Source organism: Sporichthya brevicatena, from assembly GCF_039525035.1.
In the GTDB taxonomy this organism is placed as follows: domain Bacteria; phylum Actinomycetota; class Actinomycetes; order Sporichthyales; family Sporichthyaceae; genus Sporichthya; species Sporichthya brevicatena.
Genome location: NZ_BAAAHE010000045.1, coordinates 25,970 through 45,767 on the forward strand (window position 1 = coordinate 25,970; position 19,798 = coordinate 45,767).

Annotated in this window: 20 protein-coding genes; 10 read left to right on the top strand and 10 right to left on the bottom strand. The window is 71.5% G+C overall.

Going from position 1 to position 19,798, the window contains the following annotated elements; translation table 11 throughout:
* The first annotated feature begins 35 nt into the window (after positions 1 to 35).
* On the top strand, positions 36 to 1,772 hold the full coding sequence (locus ABD401_RS21205; RefSeq protein ID WP_344608496.1) for an ABC transporter ATP-binding protein: 1,737 nt from the start codon (positions 36 to 38) through the stop codon (positions 1,770 to 1,772).
* Positions 1,769 to 3,742, top strand: coding sequence for an ABC transporter ATP-binding protein (locus ABD401_RS21210; RefSeq protein ID WP_344608498.1), 1,974 nt, complete (start codon positions 1,769 to 1,771; stop codon positions 3,740 to 3,742). The genes ABD401_RS21205 and ABD401_RS21210 overlap by 4 nt, the downstream gene beginning before the upstream one ends.
* A gap of 34 nt (positions 3,743 to 3,776) precedes the next feature.
* On the opposite strand, the gene ABD401_RS21215 is transcribed toward ABD401_RS21210, so the two are convergent.
* Positions 3,777 to 5,489, bottom strand: a complete 1,713-nt coding sequence (locus ABD401_RS21215) for an NAD-dependent malic enzyme (protein WP_344608500.1) — start codon at positions 5,487 to 5,489, stop codon at positions 3,777 to 3,779.
* Between the two features lie 52 nt (positions 5,490 to 5,541).
* Complete coding sequence (locus tag ABD401_RS21220; protein WP_344608502.1) at positions 5,542 to 6,189, bottom strand: TetR/AcrR family transcriptional regulator; 648 nt, start codon at positions 6,187 to 6,189, stop codon at positions 5,542 to 5,544.
* Positions 6,190 to 6,294: 105 nt separating this feature from the next.
* On the opposite strand from ABD401_RS21220, the gene ABD401_RS21225 reads away from it, so the two are divergent.
* Both ABD401_RS21225 and ABD401_RS21230 read left to right on the top strand, forming a co-directional pair.
* Entirely contained in the window at positions 6,295 to 7,851 is a 1,557-nt protein-coding gene (locus ABD401_RS21225; protein WP_344608504.1) for an MFS transporter, read from the top strand.
* 12 nt (positions 7,852 to 7,863) lie between these two features.
* Complete coding sequence (locus tag ABD401_RS21230; RefSeq protein WP_344608506.1) at positions 7,864 to 9,405, top strand: MFS transporter; 1,542 nt, start codon at positions 7,864 to 7,866, stop codon at positions 9,403 to 9,405.
* Here ABD401_RS21230 and ABD401_RS21235 read toward each other — a convergent pair.
* The 3 genes from ABD401_RS21235 to ABD401_RS21245 form a co-directional block, all read right to left on the bottom strand.
* Entirely contained in the window at positions 9,339 to 9,938 is a 600-nt protein-coding gene (locus ABD401_RS21235; protein ID WP_344608507.1) for a nitroreductase family protein, read from the bottom strand. The two genes, ABD401_RS21230 and ABD401_RS21235, sit on opposite strands and share 67 nt — an antisense overlap.
* Positions 9,939 to 10,016: 78 nt before the next feature.
* Positions 10,017 to 10,784, bottom strand: coding sequence for a pirin family protein (locus ABD401_RS21240; protein ID WP_425566218.1), 768 nt, complete (start codon positions 10,782 to 10,784; stop codon positions 10,017 to 10,019).
* Positions 10,785 to 10,834: 50 nt separating this feature from the next.
* Positions 10,835 to 11,386 (bottom strand): YceI family protein, encoded by a 552-nt coding sequence (locus ABD401_RS21245; RefSeq protein WP_344608511.1) that lies wholly within the window; start codon positions 11,384 to 11,386, stop codon positions 10,835 to 10,837.
* 93 nt (positions 11,387 to 11,479) lie between these two features.
* Between ABD401_RS21245 and ABD401_RS21250 the strand changes: the two genes are divergently transcribed.
* The 3 genes from ABD401_RS21250 to ABD401_RS21260 all read left to right on the top strand — a co-directional run bounded on the left by ABD401_RS21250 (position 11,480) and on the right by ABD401_RS21260 (position 13,067).
* On the top strand, positions 11,480 to 12,043 hold the full coding sequence (locus ABD401_RS21250) for a MarR family winged helix-turn-helix transcriptional regulator (protein WP_344608513.1): 564 nt from the start codon (positions 11,480 to 11,482) through the stop codon (positions 12,041 to 12,043).
* 10 nt (positions 12,044 to 12,053) lie between these two features.
* Positions 12,054 to 12,353, top strand: a complete 300-nt coding sequence (locus tag ABD401_RS21255; protein ID WP_344608515.1) for a type II toxin-antitoxin system VapB family antitoxin — start codon at positions 12,054 to 12,056, stop codon at positions 12,351 to 12,353.
* A gap of 171 nt (positions 12,354 to 12,524) precedes the next feature.
* Positions 12,525 to 13,067, top strand: coding sequence for a LytR C-terminal domain-containing protein (locus ABD401_RS21260; RefSeq protein ID WP_344608517.1), 543 nt, complete (start codon positions 12,525 to 12,527; stop codon positions 13,065 to 13,067).
* Positions 13,068 to 13,321: 254 nt separating this feature from the next.
* Here the strand turns inward: ABD401_RS21260 and bldC are convergent, their stop codons facing one another.
* Positions 13,322 to 13,537 (bottom strand): developmental transcriptional regulator BldC, encoded by a 216-nt coding sequence (bldC, locus tag ABD401_RS21265; protein WP_019874186.1) that lies wholly within the window; start codon positions 13,535 to 13,537, stop codon positions 13,322 to 13,324.
* Between the two features lie 481 nt (positions 13,538 to 14,018).
* On the opposite strand from bldC, the gene ABD401_RS21270 reads away from it, so the two are divergent.
* Both ABD401_RS21270 and ABD401_RS21275 read left to right on the top strand, forming a co-directional pair.
* A complete protein-coding gene (locus tag ABD401_RS21270) occupies positions 14,019 to 15,098 on the top strand; it encodes a Leu/Phe/Val dehydrogenase (protein WP_344608594.1) in 1,080 nt (359 codons plus the stop codon).
* Positions 15,099 to 15,209: 111 nt separating this feature from the next.
* Positions 15,210 to 15,407 carry a DUF3073 domain-containing protein gene (locus ABD401_RS21275; RefSeq protein WP_344608519.1) on the top strand — a complete coding sequence of 66 codons (198 nt, stop codon included), beginning with the start codon at positions 15,210 to 15,212 and terminating at the stop codon, positions 15,405 to 15,407.
* A 39-nt stretch (positions 15,408 to 15,446) separates the two neighbouring features.
* On the opposite strand, the gene purM is transcribed toward ABD401_RS21275, so the two are convergent.
* The 3 genes from purM to ABD401_RS21290 are packed head-to-tail and all read right to left on the bottom strand — an operon-like array spanning position 15,447 to position 18,902.
* Positions 15,447 to 16,526 (bottom strand): phosphoribosylformylglycinamidine cyclo-ligase, encoded by a 1,080-nt coding sequence (gene purM / locus ABD401_RS21280; protein WP_344608521.1) that lies wholly within the window; start codon positions 16,524 to 16,526, stop codon positions 15,447 to 15,449.
* 11 nt (positions 16,527 to 16,537) lie between these two features.
* Complete coding sequence (gene purF / locus ABD401_RS21285) at positions 16,538 to 18,061, bottom strand: amidophosphoribosyltransferase (protein ID WP_344608523.1); 1,524 nt, start codon at positions 18,059 to 18,061, stop codon at positions 16,538 to 16,540.
* A 10-nt stretch (positions 18,062 to 18,071) separates the two neighbouring features.
* Complete coding sequence (locus ABD401_RS21290) at positions 18,072 to 18,902, bottom strand: alpha/beta hydrolase family protein (RefSeq protein WP_344608525.1); 831 nt, start codon at positions 18,900 to 18,902, stop codon at positions 18,072 to 18,074.
* Between the two features lie 72 nt (positions 18,903 to 18,974).
* Here ABD401_RS21290 and ABD401_RS21295 point away from each other — a divergent pair, with 72 nt between their 5' ends.
* The gene (locus tag ABD401_RS21295; RefSeq protein ID WP_344608527.1) at positions 18,975 to 19,349 is read left to right on the top strand and encodes a hypothetical protein; all 375 of its coding nucleotides are present in this window, start codon (positions 18,975 to 18,977) and stop codon (positions 19,347 to 19,349) included.
* Positions 19,350 to 19,433: 84 nt separating this feature from the next.
* Here the strand turns inward: ABD401_RS21295 and ABD401_RS21300 are convergent, their stop codons facing one another.
* Entirely contained in the window at positions 19,434 to 19,787 is a 354-nt protein-coding gene (locus tag ABD401_RS21300) for a sterol carrier family protein (protein WP_344608529.1), read from the bottom strand.
* Positions 19,788 to 19,798: the final 11 nt, after the last annotated feature.

Below are 19,798 nucleotides of genomic sequence, written 5' to 3' on the forward strand. Positions count from 1 at the left end.
GTCGCGGTGCGCTTCGAAGACTCCCGGGGCCGCGTGTGCTGATCCCCCTGCTGCGGGAGCACCTGCGCCCCTACCGCCGGCTCCTCCTCGCGGTGGTCGTTCTCCAGCTCGCGTCGACCCTGGCCGCGCTGTACCTGCCGACGCTGAACGCGGACCTCATCGACAACGGCATCGTCCGCGGCGACACCGGCCACATCCTGCGGGTCGGCGCCGTCATGCTCGTGTTCACCGCGCTGCAGGTGGCGGCCGCGATCGCGGCCGTGTTCGTCGGGGCGAAGGTGTCGATGGCGGTCGGGCGTGACCTGCGCGCCGCCGTGTTCCATCGCGTCCAGTCCTTCTCCGGCGAGGAGCTCGCGCGCTTCGGCGCCCCGTCGTTGATCACGCGGACCACGAACGACGCTCAACAGGTCCAGGGCTTCCTGCAGGTCACGTTCACGATGGCGGTCCCGGCGCCGGTCTCCGCCGTCGGCGGCATCGCGCTCGCGCTGCACCAGGACGTGCCGTTGTCCGCGGTCTTCCTGATCGTCCTGCCGGCCCTGGTCGTCGCGGTCACGTTGCTGATCCGGGCGATGCACCCGCTGTTCCGCGAGATGCAGTCCGGCATCGACGAGGTGAGCCGGATCCTGCGGGAGCAGATCACGGGCGTCCGCGTCATCCGCGCCTTCGTGCGCGAGGAGCACGAGACGGCGCGCTTCACCCGCGCGAACGCCGACCTCCGCGACGTCGCGCTCTCGAGCGGCCGGCTGTTCGCGCTGATGTTCCCGACCGTGCTGTTCGTCGTGAACGCCGCCAGCGTCGGCGTCCTGTGGTTCGGCGGCCACCGCATCGACGACGGCGGCATGCAGCTCGGCGCCCTGACCGCGTTCCTGTCCTACCTGATGCAGATCATGTTCGCGGTCATGATGGCCACGTTCACGCTCTCGCAGATGCCACGCGCCGAGGTCTGCGCGGAACGCATCACCGACGTGCTCGACACCGAACCCACCGTTGCCCCGCCGGTCGACGGCGTCACCGAGATGCCCACTCCCGGCACGCTCGAGCTGCGCGACGTCGAGTTCCGCTTCCCCGGCGCGGAGGACCCGGTGCTGCGGGGCGTGGATCTGACGGTGACTCGCGGCAGCGTCACCGCGATCGTCGGCGGCACGGGATCCGGCAAGACGACGTTGTGCTCACTGATCCCGCGCCTGATCGACCCGAGCGCCGGCGTCGTCCGTGTCGGCGGCGTGGACGCCCGCCAGCTCGACCCCGCGGCACTGGCCCGCGCGATCGGGTACGTGCCCCAGCGGCCGTACCTGTTCTCGGGGACGATCGCCACCAACCTTGAGTTCGGCCGCCCCGGTGCGACCGAGGACGAGATGTGGGCAGCGCTCGAGGTCGCACAGGCCGCGGAGTTCGTCCGCGCGATGCCCGAGGGACTGCACTCCCCCATCGCGCAGGGCGGGTCCAACGTGTCCGGCGGCCAGCGCCAGCGCCTCGCGATCGCTCGCGCCCTGATCGCCCGGCCGGACCTCTACGTCTTCGACGACGCCTTCTCCGCGCTCGACAACAGCACCGACGCCGCCCTGCGGGCCGCGCTGGTCCCGTGGACCGCCGGCGCAACGGTGCTCATCGTCGCCCAGCGGGTCGGCACGATCCGGAAAGCCGACTCCATCGTCGTCCTCGACGGCGGCCGCGTCGTCGGCACCGGTACGCACGACGAGCTGATGGCGTCGAACCCGACCTACCAGGAGATCGTGCTCTCTCAGCTCTCGGCGGCGGAGGCGGCCCGATGACCGCCCCGGCCCGCGGTCCGGCCCCGCCCGGCGCCCGGCCCGTCGGCGGCGGTCCACAGGCGACGGCGATGCTCCTCGCGATGCCGACCGAGAAGTCGCTGCACTTCAAGGCGTCCTCGCTGCGTCTGCTGCGGCTGATGCGGCCCGAGCGGCTGCTGGTCGTGATCGCCGTTCTGTGCGGCCTGCTGTCGGTCACGCTCAGCGTCCTCGGCCCCTACCTGCTCGGGAAGGCGACGGACGTCATCGTCGGCGGCGTCGTCACCCGTGACCTGCCGCCCAATCTGACGAACGATCAGGTCATTGCCGAACTGGAGCAGTCCGGCCGCAGCGAGCTGGCCGACCTCGTGCGGAACGTGGACGCCACACCGGGCGAGGGCGTCGACTTCACCCGGCTCGGCCACGTGCTGCTGATCGCGTTCGCGGTGTACGCGTTCGGCGCGATGTTCTCCCTCGTGCAGGGCCGGCTCGCGGCGACGGTCGTCCAGCGCCTCGTCTACCGGCTCCGCCAGGACGCGCAGGCCAAGCTCGACCGCCTGCCGCTGCGGTACTTCGACACCCACCCGCGCGGGGAGATCCTCTCCCGCACCACCAACGACCTCGACAACATCGCGCAGACGCTGCAGCAGTCGTTGAGCCAGTTGCTCACCGCGCTGATCACGATCCTCGGCGTCCTCGCGATGATGTTCTGGATCTCGCCGCTGCTCGCCGTCATCGTGCTGATCAGCGTCCCGCTGTCGATCCGCATCACGAAGGCGATCGGCAAGCGCTCACAGCCGCAGTTCGTGAAGCAGTGGTCGACGACCGGGCGCCTGAACGCGCACGTCGAGGAGATGTACACCGGGCACGCGCTGGTCCGCGCGTTCGGCCGCGGCCCGGAGTCGGCGGAGATCTTCGACCGCCACAACGACGAGCTCTACGCCAGCTCGTTCCGCGCCCAGTTCATCTCCGGGATCATCGGCCCGACGATGCAGCTGGTCGGCAACCTGACCTACGTCGTGGTCGCGGTCGTCGGGGGCCTGCGCGTGGCGAGCGGGTCGCTCTCGCTCGGCGAGGTGCAGGCGTTCATCCAGTACACGCGGCAGTTCTCGATGCCGGTCACGCAGGCGGCGTCGATGGCGAACCTGCTGCAGTCGGGCATCGCGTCGGCGGAGCGCGTCTTCGACCTCCTCGACGCCGAGGAACAGAGCCCGGAGCCGGCGCCGGTCCCCCGCGAGGGACGGATCCGCGGGGCGGTCGAGTTCGAGAACGTCTCGTTCCGCTACGAGGCGGACCGGCCGCTCATCGAGAACCTCTCGCTCTCGGTGCCGGCCGGCGCGACGGTCGCGATTGTCGGCCCGACGGGCGCGGGCAAGACGACCCTGGTCAACCTGCTGCTGCGGTTCTACGACCTCGACGCCGGCCGCATCACGATCGACGGCGTCGACGTCGCGACGATGCCGCGGCCCCAGGTGCGCGCCGACATCGGCATGGTCCTGCAGGACACCTGGCTCTTCGGCGGGACCGTCGCGGACAACATTGCTTACGGCCGGCCAGGCGTCGGCCGCGCGGAGGTCGTCGCCGCGGCGAGGGCAACGCACGTCGACCACCTGGTCCGGACGCTGCCCGACGGCTACGACACGGTGCTGGACGCCGCCGGCTCCGACCTCTCCGCCGGGGAACGTCAACTGGTGACGATCGCCCGCGCGTTCCTCGCGGACCCGCCGATCCTCGTGCTCGACGAGGCGACGAGCTTCGTCGACACCCGCACCGAACTGCTGATCCAGCGCGGGACCTCGACCCTCGCCCAGGGCCGGACGTGCTTCGTCATCGCCCACCGCCTCTCGACGATTCGCGACGCCGACGTCATCCTCGTGCTGGAGGACGGGCGGATCGTGGAACAGGGCAACCACAAGTCCCTGCTCGCTGCGAACGGCCCCTACGCCCGGCTCTACAACGCGCAGTTCTCCGCCGCGATCGCCGAGACGGACTGAACTCTCCCGAGCGAGCAGGAGAGCTGACGAATCGTCAGACCGCGACGATCGTGGGGTAGTCCGGCCGCCACATACTCTGGTGGACGAGCTGGACGAGGTCGGAGAGGTCGGCCTGGGCGAGGCCCTCCTTCTCCGCGGCCTGGGCGACGGCGATCGCGACGGCGGCGGAGACCTTGCGGAGGGAGTCGACGGGGGGCAGGAGCGGAGCACCCGGGCCCGTGCCGGCGGCGATCTTCGCGACGGCCTCGGCGGCGGCGAGAAGCATGCCGTCACTGACCCGCTTCGCCCGCGCGATGGCGACGCCGAGGCCGAGGCCCGGGAACACCAGCGCGTTGTTCGCCTGCGCGATCGAGTACCGGCGGCCCTTGTACTCGACCGGCGCGAAGGGGCTGCCGGTCGCGATCAGCGCACGCCCGTCGGTCCATTCGAGCAGGTCCGAGGGCAGCGCCTCGACCTTCGAGGTGGGGTTCGACAGCGGCATGATCACCGGACGTTCGCAGTGCGCGGCCATCTCACGGACCAGCGACTCGGTGAACGAGGCCGGCTGCGCCGAGGTCCCGATCAGCATCGTCGGGTGCACCTCGCGGACGACGTCCGCGAGCTTGGCGACCTGACCCTCGGGCGCCCAGCCGGCGACCTCGGCCGCGGGACGGGCGTACGGGACCTGGAAGTCACGGATCAGCGCGGCCTGGTCGTCCGAGATCAGGCCCTTGCTGCCGATCGCGTAGAAGCGGGCGGTCGCCTCCGCGGGCGAGAGACCCTCGGCGATCATGATGTCGCGCATCATGTCCGCGATGCCGATGCCCGCGGTGCCGGCGCCATGGATGACGACGGTGTGGTCGCGCATCCGCGTCCCGGACTCACGCAGGGCGGCGATGGCGGCCGCGACGACCACCGCGGCCGTGCCCTGCATGTCGTCGTTGAACGTGCAGCAGGTGTCGCGGTACTTGTTCAGCACGCGCCGCGCGTTGGAGGCCCCGAGGTCCTCCCAGTGCAGCATCGCGTGCGGGAAGTACTGCCCGGCCGCGTCGACGAAGGCGTCGAGCAGGGCGTCGTAACGCTCGTCGCGCACGCGGGCGTGCCGGTTGCCGAGGTAGAGCTCGTCGTTGAGGAGCTCGAGGTTGTCAGTGCCGGCGTCGAGCATCACCGGCACGACGCGAGCCGGGTGGATGCCGGCGGCCGCGGTGTAGACCGCGAGCTTGCCGACCGCGATCTGCGCGCCGCCGACGCCCCAGTCGCCGATGCCAAGGATGCCCTCGCCGTCGGTGGCGACGATCAGGTCGACGTCGTCGGGATCGAGGTTCAGGTTCGCGAACGCCTGCGGGACCTCGTCGATGTTGTTCACCGACAGGTAGAGGCCGCGAGGACGGCGGAACTCGTGGCTGAACCGCTCGATCGCCTCACCGATCGTCGGGGTGTAGACGATCGGGAGCATCTCGTCGAGGTTGTCCGCGAGCACGCGGTAGAACAGGACCTCGTTGCGGTCGCGCAGGTTCGTGAGGAAGACGTGCTTGTCCAGCGGGGTCGGCTGCCGCAGGTACTGGGCGTAGATCCGGCGCGCCTGCTTCGAGATGTCGATCGACCGCTGCGGCAGCAGACCGGTGAGCCCGAGGGCGCGGCGCTCGGCGTCGGAGAAGGCCGTACCGCGGTTCAGCAGGGGCAACTGGAGCACCGCGTGACCACGGACGCGTACATGGGCGGTCCAGCCGTCCGGTCCGGACGTGAGCTCGAAAGGCTGTTCCGCCATGGCGTTTTCCTCCCCAGGAAGACCCTCCATCTTGGCTTACGGGCCAGAGTGGTCAGCGCCGGGAGGTGCGTCCGGCCTCGTTGATGCTGTCGATCTCCGCAGGAACGAGCGGCGGAACCGTGAACGACGTCACATCCGATCGCTCGGCGCGGAGGCCGTCGAGGAGCAACTCGAGGTACCGGCGCCACACGTCCGGGCGCACCTCGCGACTGGCCTCGGCGATGCCGCCGAGCATGCGCAGGAGCATCGGGAAGTCGGTCGGCGCGGCGTCGGCGCGCAGGTGCCCGTCGGCCTGAGCCCGCTCGAAGACGGCGGTGACGATCGGCAGCATCGTCTCCCGCACCTCCTCGCGGCCGCCGGGTCGGCCGATCAGGACCTCGAACAGGCCCTGATCCCGCGCCACCACCTCACCGAGGCTCTCCAGCAACCGGCGGAGCCCCTGCCAGGAGTCGGCCTCCTCGCGGGCCCGGGCCGCCAGTGCGGCGACGTCCCGCAGTCGTTCCTCGAAGAGCGCGTCGACGAGCGCCTCGCGATTCTCGAACCGGCGGTAGACGGTCCCCACCCCGAGCCCGGCGTGCGCGGCAATGTCGTCGAGCGTCGCCTCGAGACCGCGCGCCGCGAAGACCTCCTCGGCCGCGGCGAGGATCCGCTCCCGGTTGCGCGCGGCGTCCGCACGCAGCGGTTTCTCGGGGGCGGTCATGTGATTCACGTTATCAAATAACCGGAGGTGGAACCTCCGCTTCGTTGCTACCGTCTCAGGGCAAGCGGAGGACAGTCCTCCGGTTAGAGCACGGAGGCACCGCCCATGTCCGCCACCACGGTTCCGGCCTCGCGGCCGGACGACGCCGCCCGTCCGGGCCAGGCGCACCCGGAGATCCCGCACCAGGTCGCACCCGCCGACGGGGTCGAGCAGGAGAGCGCCGCCGCGCGGGCTCACCGGCACCGCTGGCTGGTGCTCGGCGTCCTCGGCATCGCGCAGCTGATGGTCGTCCTCGACGCGACGATCATGAACGTCGCGCTCCCGGCCGCGCAGAACGCGCTCGCGTTCTCCGACAGCGACCGGCAGTGGGTCGTCACCGCGTACGCGCTCGCGTTCGGCAGCCTGCTGCCGCTCGGCGGCCGGCTCTCGGACCTGTTCGGCCGGCGCGCGACGCTTCTCGTCGGGCTGGTCGGCTTCGCGGCCGCGTCCGCGCTCGGCGGCGCGGCACAGAACTTCGAGGTGCTCGTGACCGCCCGCGCGCTGCAGGGCGTGTTCGGCGCGCTGCTGGCGCCCGCCTGCCTGAGCCTGCTCACGACGACCTTCACCGACCCGAAGGAACGGGCCAAGGCCTTCGGCGTCTTCGGTGCCCTCGCCGGCACCGGCGGCGCGATCGGGCTGCTGCTCGGTGGTGCCCTGACCACCTACGCCTCGTGGCGCTGGGCGCTGTACATCAACCTGGTCTTCGCGGCCGTGGCGATCGTCGGCACCGCCGTCCTGCTCCCCCGCATGCAGCGCAGCGGCCAGGTGCGCCTCGACCTGCCGGGCACACTGACGATCTCCGCCGGCCTGTTCGCGCTGGTCTACGGGTTCTCGCACGCCGAGACCGACGGCTGGAGCAACGGCGTCACGATCTCCTCCCTCGCGGCCGCGGCCGTACTGCTCGTGCTCTTCGTGGTCCTGCAGACCCGAGTCTCGGACCCGCTGCTCCCGATGCGCGTCCTCGCCGACCGCACCCGGTCCGGCGCGTACCTCGCCGTGCTGATCTCGGGCGCCGGGATGTTCGCGGTGTTCCTGTACCTGACGTACTACCTGCAGGCGGTTCTGGGCTTCTCGGCCATCCGCACCGGCGTCGCCTTCCTGCCGATGGTGGTCGCGCTGATCACCATGGCGCAGATCGCGAACATCGTGCTGCTACGCCGCATGGGCCCACGGGTCCTGGTCACGCTCGGCATGGCGGTCGCCGCGCTCGGCATGAGCGACTTCACCGTCATCACCGTCGAGGGCGACTACGCGACGCAGGTCCTGCCGGGCCTGATCGTGATGGGCATGGGCATCGGCCTGATCTTCGCCCCGGCCATGCAGGCCGCGATCACGGGCATCGAGACGCGGGACTCCGGCGTCGCCTCCGCGATCGTCAACACGGCGCAGCAGGTCGGTGGCTCGGTGGGCCTGGCCCTGCTGGGCACGGTGGCCGGCGACGCGCTCACCTCGCACCTGGCGAAGGGTGAGGACGCCCGGTCCGCGATGGTCGAGTCCTACGTGACGACCTTCTGGTGGGCGACCGCGATCTTCGCCGTCGGCGCGGTGCTGGTGGGCCTGCTGCTCCGCTCGGGCCGTCTGCCGGAAGCGGCCGAAGGGGCCGAGCCGGTGGTGGCGCACTGACACCATGGTGAGGTGACGATCCCGACCCCGCGGCCCGCGTCCGCGCCGCAGGAACCTGCACCACCGACCGAGCCACCGGCGCCGTCGCGCCGGTGGCTCGTCATGTCGGTCCTGGGGATCGCGCAGCTGATGGTCGTGCTCGACGCGACGATCATGAACGTCGCCCTGCCGTCGGCCCAGGCCGCGCTCGGCATCTCCGACTCCGACCGCCAGTGGGTCGTCACCGCCTACGCCCTCGCCTTCGGCAGCCTGCTCCTTCTCGGCGGCCGGGTCAGCGATCTGATCGGCCGGCGGGCGACGTTCCTGCTCGGCCTGGTCGGCTTCGCGACCGCGTCGGCGATCGGGGGCGCCGCCCAGAACTTCGCGACGCTCGTGAGCGCCCGCGTCGGCCAGGGCGTCTTCGCGGCCCTCCTCGCACCGGCGGCCCTCAGTCTGCTGACCACCACGTTCACCGACCCGCGCGAGCGGGCGAAGGCCTTCGCGATCTTCGGGGCTCTGGCCGGCACCGGCGGGGCCGTCGGACTGCTGCTGGGCGGGAGCCTGACGACCTACGCGTCCTGGCGCTGGGCGCTCTACGTCAACATCGCCTTCGCCGCCGTCGCGTTCCTCGGGGCGGTCCTGCTGCTGCCGAGGATCCCGCGCGGGCCGCGGCCGAAGCTCGACCTGATCGGCACCCTGACCGCCTCGACCGGTCTGTTCGCGCTCGTGTTCGGGCTCTCCCGCGCGGAGACCGACGGCTGGTCGGACGACCTCACCGTCTTCTCCCTGGTCGCGTCCTCCGCCCTGTTGACGAGCTTCGTCGCGCTGCAGCGCACGTTCGCGCGCCAGGGCCGCCATCCCCTGCTGCCGCCGTCGATCGTGGCCGATCGTGACCGCGCCGGCGCGTTCCTCGCGATGCTCATCACGGGCTCGGGGATGTTCGCCGTGTTCCTGTTCCTGACCTACTACCTGCAGACGGTCATGGGGTACTCGGCGATCCGCACCGGCTGCGCGTTCCTGCCGATGGTCGCGATGATCGTGGTCTTCTCCCAGCTGACCAACCTGGTGCTGCTGCCCCGGATGGGGGCGCGCGTCCTGATCCCGCTCGGCATGGCGGTCGCCGCGCTCGCGATGAGCGACTGGACGACGATCGACGCCCACGGCGACTACGCGACCGAGGTGCTGCCCGGCTTCCTCGTCCTGGGCATGGGCCTGGGCCTGATCTTCTCGCCGACGATCCAGGGCGCCGTGTCCCGCGTGCACCCGCGGGACGCCGGCGTCGCCTCGGCCCTGGTCAACACCATGCAGCAGGTGGGTGGGTCGATCGGCATCGCGCTGCTGTCGACGATCGCGGCCGACGCCGCCGAGGACCGGCTCGCCGGCCGCGAGTCGACGCCGTTCGCCCTCGCCGACGCCGCGGCCCACTCCTACGTCGTCGCGTTCTGGTGGGCGTGCGCGATCTTCTCCGTCGGCGCGGTGGTGGTGGCGCTGCTCCTGCGCGCCCCGGCTCAGCCGGCGAGCAGCAACTCGCTCAGCGGCCGCCGCTCCCGCGGGGCGCGCTCCCGCGCCGCGTAGGGCTCCGGGAGGTCGGCCTCGGGGTCGAGCTGCCCGATCGCCACGACCGAGATCGGGCGCAGCTCCGGCGCCAGCCCGAAGCGGGCCACGACGCCGTCGGCGTCGAACCCGCCCATCTGATGCACCGCCAGCCCAAGCTCCTCGGCCTGGACCGACAGGTGGGCCACGGCCTGCCCGGTGTCGTACACGGCCCACGGGGCCGTGCTCGCCGGTGCGGTGTCGGCGACCGCCACGATCAACAGCGAGGCCCGCGGGGCCCAGGCCTGGTTACCGGGATTGAGCAGCTCGACGATCGCGTCGAAGGTCTGCTCGCCCCGGCGGCCCACCAGGAAGCGCCACGGCTGGGCGTTCGCGGCCGACGGCGCCCAGCGGGCGGCCTCCAGCAGCGCGTGCAGGTCGCCGTCGGAGACCTCGTGCGCGGGATCGAACCCGCGCGGGCTCCATCGCCCGGCGAGCAGTGGGTGCAGGCGAGCCTGCGTGTCCGCCTGCCGGTCCGGCAGGGGCGCACGCGTCACGGTCGGTGTTGCAGACATGGCGGTCCCCCAGCATCGACGTCTCATACATGACGTGTCGTCAGAACTGTTGCGTGGTAGCGGGATCGTGCCCGGAGATCAGCTCGCCAGCGTGGCGTGCATCTCCCAGACGAGGATCTCGGCCGGCTCCGTCCCCGCGGTGACGCGCTGTCCACCGGTGGCGGTGAACCGGACGGCGTCGCCCGGCGCGAGCACCCCGGCGCCCTCGAGCTCGACCGAGCCGCGGGGCACGAACAGGTGCAGGTACGGGGCCTCGGGCAGCGTCACGCTCTGCCCGGGCGCGAGCCGGGCGGCATGCAGCGCGGCGTAGCGGTTGCGGATCCGGATCGCGGCCGCGTCGGCGTGCTGCGGCATGCCGGACGCCACCGGGATCAGTCCGCCGGAGAGCAGCTCACCGTCGATCTCGAGCTGTTCGTACCCCGGTTCCACGCCGTTCTCGTCGGGCACGACCCACATCTGGACGAAGTGGACCGGCTCGTCGTGCTGCTCGCCGCCCAGGCGCCACGAGTCGTTCTTCTCCGAGTGCAGGATTCCGGTTCCCGCACTCATCCGCTGCGCCAGCCCGGGGTAGATGACCCCGGAGTGGCCGGTCGAGTCCTGGTGGACCAGCGACCCGGTCAGGACCCAGGTGACGATCTCCATGTCCCGGTGGGGATGCGTCTCGAACCCCATCCCCGGCGTCACGATGTCGTCGTTGTTCACCAGCAGCAGGCCGTGGTGGACGTTGGTCGGGTCCCAGTGGTGGCCGAAAGAGAAGGAGTGCTTCGAGTCCAGCCAGCCGATGTCGGTCTTCGCGCGGTCCTCCGCGCGCCGGACCTCGAGCTTCGGCTGCAGCAGCGTGCTCATGGAGCTCATCCTCCCTCGTACGTTCGGGACCTGCTGGTCGTGTCGTGCGCTCAGGCGTTCTTGACGGCGGAGACGTCGAACTCGAGCGTGATCTTCTCGGAGACCAGGACACCGCCGGCCTCGAGCGCGGCGTTGAAGTTGACGCCCCAGTCCTTGCGGTTGATGACGGCCTTGCCCTCGAAGCCGACGCGGGTGTTGCCCCACGGGTCGACAGCCAGGCCGGTGTACTCGAAGTCCACCGCGACCTGCTTGGTGACGCCCTTGATGGTGAGGTCGCCGATCAGGCGGTACTGGTCGTCGCCGAGCGACTCGGCCGAGGTGGAGACGAAGGTGATCTCCGGGTAGGTCGCGGCGTCGAAGAAGTCGTTGGTGCGCAGGTGCTCGTCGCGCTGGTCGTTGCCGGTGTCGACGCTGGCCACCTGGATCGTCAGCGAGGCGGAGCTGCGGGTCGGGTCCTCGGCGTCCAGGTGGGCGGTGCCGGTGAACTCGGTGAAGGCGCCGCGGACCTTGGTCACCATCGCGTGCCGGGCCACGAAGCCGAGGCGCGTGTGCGTGGTGTCGAGGGTGTAGTCGCCGGTCAGCTGAGAAACGGTGGTGGTCATGGGAAGCTCCTGTCGGGCGAAGTGGTTGATGTATCAACGACTCTAAGGAGTAGGTCGATGACATGTCAACTACCGCCGTGGCAGAATGATTCCGTGACGCAGCCCACTGCCGACGAGACCCACTGGCTCACCGACCGTGAGCAGGTGGCCTGGCGCGCGATGATCGCGATGTGGACCCGGCTGAACGCCCAGCTGGCCCGCGAGATGGCCGCCAACTCCGAGCTCTCGATGGCCGACTTCTCCGTCCTCGTCGCGCTGACCGACACCTGCGCCGGGCGCACCCGCGCCTTCTCCCTCGCCGAGGCGCTGCAGTGGGAGAAGAGCCGCCTGTCCCACCAGCTCGCCCGGATGGAGAAGCGCGGCCTGATCGAGCGGACCGAGTGCGCCGAGGACGGCCGCGGCCAGATCGTCGGCGTCACGGCCGCCGGTCGCCGGGCGATCGAGGCGGCCGCCCCACCCCACGTCGCCGCCGTCCGCCGGCTGTTCCTCGACGCCCTGACCCCGGATCAGCTCGAGACCATGACCGAGATCGCGAAGGCCGCACTGCTCCGGATCGACGGCACCGTCGAGATCCCCGGCCTGCCCCAGGCCTGCGGCGAGGCCACGGCCACCGCTCCGGCCAACGGTTCCCATGAACCGCACGGGGAGCGCGTATAGGGTCAGGCGCGTGATTTTCAAGCGCGTCGGTGAGGGTCGTCCCTATCCCGACCACGGCACCAGCCAGCGGGCGTGGTCAGTCGTCCCCCCGCGTGCCGTGCGTCTCGACCAGCTGATCACCACCAAGAGTCAGCTCGACCTGGCCACCCTGCTCTCCGAGGACTCGACGTTCTACGGCGATCTGTTCGCCCACGTCGTGGAATGGCGCGGCGAGCTCTACCTGGAGGACGGGCTGCACCGCGCGGTTCGCGCGGCACTGCGGCAGCGCACCGTCGTCCACGCCCGAATCCTCGAACTCGGCGACGACTGAAACTCCGTCGCTCCGTTCGGGTGATCTCGATTTCATGACTCCCCGATGTGGGGGCAACGGTTGACCTAGCCTGGGCCAAGGAGCTGGTCAGCCCGCCCGTCCGGGCCGGATGATCAATACCGCGGGGGCGGGTTCCACCCTCGCTCGGGGACATCAGGTCAGGGGAGAACCGTGAACGTGTTTCGACCGCCGGGGAGCAGCAGTGTTCCGCGGTTCCGGCCGGTCAACACCCGCAAACGCGTGCGGAACGTGTCGATCGTGCTCGCGAGCTGCACCGTGCTCGGCATCGGGGCCTGGACCTTCGGCGTGAACCCCAACGGCGACTGGCGGACCAAGTGCGAGCGCGGCGAGTACGTCGCCCCGCGCCCGGACCCGGTCACCGTCAACGTCTACAACGGCACGGGCCTCGGCGGTCTCGCCGCGACGATCAAGACCCAGCTGGAGGAAAAGGGCTTCCAGATCGGCGAGGTTGCCAACGACCCGATCGGCCGGAAGATCCGCGGCACCGGCGAGGTCCGCTACGGCGCGGCCGCCGAGACGACCAACATCATCCGTGCGCTGCGCTCCTGGCAGCCCGGCATGGTGCTCGTGAAGGACCGCCGGCCCGGCCCGGAGGTCGACTTCGTCATGGGCCAGAAGTTCGACGCGCTGCTCGAGAAGCCCGAACCGCCGCCGGACACGCCCAAGGCGGCCTGCAAGTCCGACAGCGAGTAACAGCCGTACCAGTGGGGGTGTCACCCTTTCCGGCGCCGGAAAGGGTGACACCCCCACTGCGGTGCGCGCGGTTCTCGGGCGGTCTTTAACGCTGAAGGCCCGGTAACTCCGTCACTCGGACGGGTTCCGGGCCTTCGGCCGTTCGGCTGAATTCTGTTGTCGACCTCGGAGTCGCGGCGGCGACTACCGGTGGTCTGCGGCGGAGCGGTGTCGGGGAGGGACCAACACCGCACGCCGCGGCGCGTCGGTGGTGCTCAGTTGTCCAGGCGGCTGGACTGCTGGGGAATGGTCCCCTGCAGCAGCTGGCGAACCTCGGACTCGCGGTACCGGCGGTGCCCGCCGAGCGTGCGGATCGAGGTGAGCTTGCCGGCCTTGGCCCAACGCGTGACCGTCTTCGGGTCGACGCGGAACATGGTGGCCACCTCAGCCGGCGTGAGCAGGGCCTCGGTCTCCGGGGTACGTGCGTTCATGGCGGGCTCCTCCTAGTCGAGCGGCCTTGGTGCCGTCTCGTACAACGATGGTGCCCTAGGGGCCGGATGTCCGTAATGGTCCTACCGGATCATTTTGGAGCAAGCCGACCGGCCAGGGACCAGGTCAACCGAACGGACGATGCCTTTTTCCGATCGTCGGCACGCCTTCTGCAGCCCTATCCGGTAGGACCCGGCCTGCGCGCTGATGTGCCTGATCAGAGATTACCTTTGGTATGTCGCTGGTCAACCAGCATGGCCGTAGTCGGGACCACTCACCAACGAATGGTCAATTATTTCTTTTGCGCCATCCGGTGGAGACAACGCGGGCAGGGACTGAAGAAGCCGTCCAAATCGCCGCGCCCGAGGTGGGGAAACCGGCCGCCGCATTCACCGCTCCGGCCGTACCCTGAACGGCGCAAAGGCGCCTCAGAGGAAGGTTCCGGCCGTGAAGGAAACTCCGAGCTCGGGATTGGGCACGGGGTTGTTCAGCGGGCTCGGACATCCGGACACCGGGCACGAGCAGGTCGTTTTCTGCCAGGACCCGGACAGCGGGCTGGCCGCGATTGTCGCGATCTACTCCACCTCACTGGGGCCCGCCCTCGGCGGGACGCGGTTCTTCCCGTACCCGAGCACCGAGGCCGCGCTGGCGGACGTGCTGAACCTGTCCCGGGCGATGGCCTACAAGAACGCGCTGGCCGGCCTCGACCACGGCGGCGGCAAGGCCGTCATCCTCGGCGACCCGACCCGGGACAAGTCCGAGGCCCTGCTCCGCGCGTACGGGCGTTTCGTGGCCTCCCTCGGCGGGCGGTACGTCACCGCCTGCGACGTCGGCACCTACCCGCCGGACATGGACCTGGTCGCCCGGGAGTGTCGCTTCGCGACCGGCCGCTCCCCCGAGCACGGCGGCGCCGGCGACTCCTCGATCCTGACCGCCTGGGGCGTCTACCAGGCCATGCGCGCCTGCGCGGAGCACGCGTGGGGCGACCCGAGCCTCGGCGGCCGGCGCGTCGGCGTCGCCGGCGTCGGCAAGGTCGGCCGGCACCTGGTCGACCACCTGGCGGCCGAGGGCGCGGACATCCTGGTCACGGACGTGTCCGGCGCGGCGCTGGCCCGCGTCCAGGCCGACCACCCGGAGGTCCGGATCGTCGCCGACACCGACACGCTCATCCGCTCCGACCTGGACGTCTACGCCCCCTGCGCCCTCGGCGGGGCGCTGAACGACGAGACCGTCCCGGCCCTGAGCGCCCGCGTCGTCTGCGGCGGGGCCAACAACCAGCTCGCGCACCCCGGCGTCGAGAAGGCCCTGCAGGACCGCGGGGTGCTCTACGCCCCGGACTACCTGGTCAACGCCGGGGGCGTCATCCAGGTCGCGGACGAGCTCGACGGCTTCAACTTCGAGCGCGCGAAGGCCCGCGCCGGTGCGATCTACGACACCACGAAGCGCGTGTTCGCCCTGGCCGAGGCCGAGGGTGTGCCGCCTGCGGTGGCCGCGGACCGCCTGGCCGAGGCGCGGATGCGCTCCGTCGGACGCCTGCGGGGGATCCTGCTTCCGGGGACGTGACCGGGTCGCCGTGTCGCGCGGCGGTTCCACCAGGTACCGTGGGCACCGGAATCGAGCCAAGAACTGACGCGCCGCACGGGGCCTTAGCCCCTGCACAGAGGGGGTCGAGCCATGGGGCGCGGCCGAGCCAAGGCCAAGCAGACGAAGGTCGCCCGCGAGCTGAAGTACAGCACCGGCGGGACGGACCTCGAGCGGCTGCGTGCCGAACTCGTGGGCAGCGGCAACGCCCAGGAGAACGACGCCGTCGCGGACGACGAGGACGACCCCTACGCCGCGTACGTCGACCCGGACGAGGACGACGACCGCTAGGTCCGTCCCCGGGTCTGTCCCGGTCCCCCGCGGACCGTCCTAGGGCCCGTGCGACCCGTGCAGGGTCGCCCGACCGGTCCCGGGCGTGATCTCGCCGAGCACCCACGCCGGGAGCCCGCGCGCCGCCAGGCGGGCGAGCACGGCGTCGGCGTCCGTCGGCGCGACGACGGCGACCATGCCGACGCCCATGTTCAGCGTGCGCTCCAGCTCGAGCTGGGCGACGCCGCCGAGCTCGCCGATCAGGGCGAAGATCGCCGGCGGGGTCCAGGTCGTGCGGTCGAGCGCGGCGTCGACGCTCGCCGGGAGCACCCGCTCCAGGTTCGCCGCGAGCCCGCCGCCGGTGACGTGGCACAGCGCGTGGACCTCGAGCTTCGGGCCCGCGGCGGAGCCGCGGAGCAGGTCCAGGCAGTCGAGCGAGTAGATCCGGGTCGGCTCGAGCAGCTCCTCGCCGAGCGTCCGGCCGAGCTCCGGGACGTCGCGGTGGACGTCCCAGCCGGCGGTCGCGAAAAAGACGTGGCGGGCGAGCGAGTACCCGTTGGAGTGCAGGCCCGACGCGGCCATGGCGATGACGACGTCCCCGGCGCGGACGCGGTCGGCACCGATCAGGTCCGGCTCGTCGACGACGCCCGTGCCGGCGCCGGCGATGTCGTACTCGTCGGGCCCGAGCAGGCCGGGGTGCTCCGCGGTCTCGCCGCCGACCAGCGCGCAGCCGGCGCGGCGGCAGCCCTCGGCGATGCCGGAGACGATCGCGGCGATCCGCTCCGGGACGACCTTGCCGCAGGCGATGTAGTCGGTCATGAACAGCGGCTCGGCGCCGCAGACGACGAGGTCGTCCATGACCATCGCGACCAGGTCGATGCCCACGGTGTCGTGGACGTCCATCCGCTGCGCGATCGCGACCTTCGTGCCGACGCCGTCGGTGGCGCTGGCGAGCAGCGGCGCGGTCATGTTCTTGAGCGCGTCGGCCCGAAACAGGCCGGCGAACCCGCCGAGCCCGCCGAAGACCTCGGGCCGGCCGGCGCGGGCCACGGAGGCCTTCATCAGCTCGACCGCGCGGTCGCCGGCCTCGATGTCGACACCGGCCGCCGCGTACGTGGCGCCCCCGGTCCGCTCGCTCACGGGTGCCTCGCTCACGGGTTGGACGTCGTCGTGATGCTGTGCGTCGGCGTCTGGATGGCCGGGGTGGCCGTCTCCAGCACGTGCTTGCCGAGCAGTTCGGGATCCGGCAGCTCGACCGGGTACTGACCGGTGAAGCAGGCCGAGCACAGGCGCTCCGGCGCGATGGTGGTCGCGGCGTAGAGCCCGTCGAGGGAGATGTAGGCGAGCGAGTCGGCGCCGACCGAGGCGCAGATCTCCTCGGTCGAGAGGCCGTTGGCGATCAGCTCCGCGCGGGTGGCGAAGTCGATGCCGTAGAAGCACGGCCACTTCACCGGCGGGGACGAGATGCGGATGTGCACCTCGCGGGCGCCGGCCTCGCGGAGCATCCGCACGAGCGCGCGCTGGGTGTTGCCGCGCACGATCGAGTCGTCGACGACAACGAGGCGCTTGCCCTCGATGACCTCGCGCAGCGGGTTGAGCTTGAGCCGGATACCCAGCTGACGGATCGTCTGCGAGGGCTGGATGAACGTGCGCCCCACGTAGGAGTTCTTCACGAGCCCCTGGCCGTAGGGGATGCCGCTCTCCTGCGCGAAGCCGATCGCGGCGGGGGTGCCGGACTCGGGCGTCGCGATGACCAGGTCGGCCTCGACGGGGGCCTCCCGGGCCAGCTGGCGACCCATCTCCAGGCGCGAGGCGTTGACGTTGCGGCCCGCGATCTCGGTGTCGGGACGGGCCAGGTAGACGTACTCGAAGACGCAGCCCTTGGGGTCGGCCTGGGCGAAGTGCTGGCTGCGCAGGCCGGCCTCGTCGATCGCGATCAGCTCGCCCGGCTCGATCTCGCGGACCCGCGCGGCGCCGACGATGTCCAGCGCGGCGGTCTCGGACGCGACGACCCAGCCCCGCTCGAGGCGGCCGAGCACCAGCGGGCGGATGCCCTGCGGGTCGCGGGCGGCGTAGAGCGTCGACTCGTCCATGAACACGAACGAGAACGCGCCGCGCAGCTGCGGCAGCAGGTCCATGGCCGCGGCCTCGAGCGACCGGCTCGGGTGCGAGGCGAGGAGCTCGGTGACGAGGTCGGTGTCCGACGACGCCGCCTGACCGCCCTGGCGGCGGACGCGCTCGCGGTCGAGGTTGCACTGGTTCGCGACCAGCTCGGCGAGGTCACCGGTGTTGGTGAGGTTGCCGTTGTGCGCGACGGCGGCCGAGCCCGTCGGCGTCGAACGGAACGTCGGCTGGGCGTTCTCCCACGTCGGCGAGCCGGTCGTGGAGTAACGCGTGTGGCCGATCGCGATGTGGCCGATCAGCGAGTTGAGCGTCGACTCGTCGAAGACCTGGGGCACGAGGCCCATGTCCTTGTAGACGACCACCGACTGTCCGTCGCCCACCGCAATGCCGGCCGACTCCTGGCCGCGGTGCTGGAGGGCGTAGAGACCGAAGTAGGTGAGCTTCGCCACCTCTTCGCCGGGGGCCCAGACTCCGAAGACACCGCACGCGTCCTGCGGGCCTTTTTCGAAGGGGTCAAGATCGGTCGAGAGCTTGCCGTCGCCTCGGGGCACGTACTCGATTCTAGGTGCCCGCACCCACCAGGTCGGACGTGGCTTGCAGCACGTGCGGCCAGGCCGACGATCCGGGCGTCACGAGCGTGAAGTGGTCCTCCCACTCGAGCACCCGCAACTCGGTCGCGTCGCCGGCCTCGCGAGCCGCCGCGGCGTACACCGCGCCGCAGTCCACGGGCACGTGCTCGTCCAGCCCGCCGTGCAGGCAGATCGTCGGGACGCCGGTCGGCACCAGCCGCGCCGGGTCGGCGACGGCGTAGCGGCCGTCCGGGTCGTCCTCGGGCGCGGCGCCGAGGAACGCCTCGACGGCGCCGTCCCCGAGCCCGGCGGCGACGGCCCACTCCAGGTGCGCGACGCCGGCGAGGCAGAGGACCCCGCGGATCGGCGGCGGGGTCGCGCGGTGCCCGGGTGCCTCCGCGGGCAGGCGGTGCCGGCTCGCGGCCCACAGGGCGAGGTGCCCGCCGGCGGAGTGGCCCATCAGCACGACGCGCTCCGCGTCGACCAGGCCGGGCTCCAGCTCGGTCAGCAGCTCGGGCAGGACGTCGAGCGCGGCGGCGACGTCGAGCAGCGTCTCCGGGTAGCCGCCGCCCCCGCCGACGCGGCGGTACTCGATCGCGGCGACGACGTAGCCGTGCCCGGCCAGAGCGGCGCACTGCGGGGCCGTGTGGCCGCGGTCGTACTGCTCGCGCCAGAACCCGCCGTGGATCACCACGACCAGCGGGCGGCCGCCCGCGTCCGGGGGTGCGAGCACCTCGACGACGTGGTCACGGTGGCGGCCGTAGCGCACCTGCTCGTGCCGCAGCCCCTCCGCCGCGGCGGCGGACCGAAACTCCGGATGCATGCCGCGGAGCCTCCCACGGCAACCGGGTGCATCCCATTGACTGCGTTTCGTGTCGGCCGTTGCACTACGGCCATGCGCACCCCTCTGCTCGTCACCGTCGTCGGCGCGACCCTGCTCGCGGGTCTCGCCGACCCGGCGGCCGCCGACAGCCGCGGCCGCATCAAGCTCTGCGTCACCGGCGGCGGCCCGCTCGGCGTCTTCGCCGACGGCCCCGACCTCCGCACCGCGACGCTGACGAACAAGTGCAAGGGCTTCCTGGTCCGCCCCGGCCAGTACTACGTCGGGATCCAGGGCTACGCGGTCCCGGACAACTGCTCCTCCAACGGCGCCACCGTCCGCCGCGGCAAGTACAGCTACCGCGCCCCGGAGACCCTCCTCACCACCGTCGAGCCGGCGAAGACCACGAAGATCACCTTCGCCCTCGACTGCTCCCTCCCGACCCGCTGACCCCCACCCACTGGAGATGACATCTCCACCGAGAAGGGCCCGATCCCGTGGAGATGACATCTCCACTGCCGGGGGCGGGGAGGGTCAGAGCAGGGCGGAGATGTCGGCGCGGTCGCCGCTCGCGTAGAGGGCGCCGGAGTCGACCGCGGCGTCCCAGGTGAGCCGCTTGGTGACCAGGGCGAGCCAGGTCGCGGGGTCGGTCTCGACCACGTTGGGCGGGGTGCCGCGACGGTGCCGGACGCCGGGGACGCACTGGACCGCCCCGACCGGGGGGACGCGCACCTCGACCGCGGAACCGGGGTGCCGCTCGGCGAGCTCGGCCAGGGTGTGCCGGACCGCGGTCGTGACGACCTCGCGCGTGACGCCGTCGGGGTCGGCCGCCCACGCGGCGAGGGCGGCCCGGCCCTCGGCCGGGTCCACGCGTCGACGCGGAGGCATGACGGGCGGAG

Bases quoted from the DNA above. Each gene is read 5' to 3' on its own strand.
- ABD401_RS21210 (WP_344608498.1), top strand. From the start codon at position 1,769: ATGACCGCCCCGGCCCGCGGTCCGGCCCCGCCCGGCGCCCGGCCCGTC.
- ABD401_RS21215 (WP_344608500.1), bottom strand. From the start codon at position 5,489: ATGGCGGAACAGCCTTTCGAGCTCACGTCCGGACCGGACGGCTGGACC.
- ABD401_RS21220 (WP_344608502.1), bottom strand. From the start codon at position 6,189: ATGACCGCCCCCGAGAAACCGCTGCGTGCGGACGCCGCGCGCAACCGG.
- ABD401_RS21225 (WP_344608504.1), top strand. From the start codon at position 6,295: ATGTCCGCCACCACGGTTCCGGCCTCGCGGCCGGACGACGCCGCCCGT.
- ABD401_RS21235 (WP_344608507.1), bottom strand. From the start codon at position 9,938: ATGTCTGCAACACCGACCGTGACGCGTGCGCCCCTGCCGGACCGGCAG.
- ABD401_RS21240 (WP_425566218.1), bottom strand. From the start codon at position 10,784: ATGAGCACGCTGCTGCAGCCGAAGCTCGAGGTCCGGCGCGCGGAGGAC.
- ABD401_RS21245 (WP_344608511.1), bottom strand. From the start codon at position 11,386: ATGACCACCACCGTTTCTCAGCTGACCGGCGACTACACCCTCGACACC.
- bldC (WP_019874186.1), bottom strand. From the start codon at position 13,537: ATGAACGCACGTACCCCGGAGACCGAGGCCCTGCTCACGCCGGCTGAG.
- ABD401_RS21275 (WP_344608519.1), top strand. From the start codon at position 15,210: ATGGGGCGCGGCCGAGCCAAGGCCAAGCAGACGAAGGTCGCCCGCGAG.
- ABD401_RS21290 (WP_344608525.1), bottom strand. From the start codon at position 18,902: ATGCATCCGGAGTTTCGGTCCGCCGCCGCGGCGGAGGGGCTGCGGCAC.
- ABD401_RS21295 (WP_344608527.1), top strand. From the start codon at position 18,975: ATGCGCACCCCTCTGCTCGTCACCGTCGTCGGCGCGACCCTGCTCGCG.
- ABD401_RS21300 (WP_344608529.1), bottom strand. From the start codon at position 19,787: ATGCCTCCGCGTCGACGCGTGGACCCGGCCGAGGGCCGGGCCGCCCTC.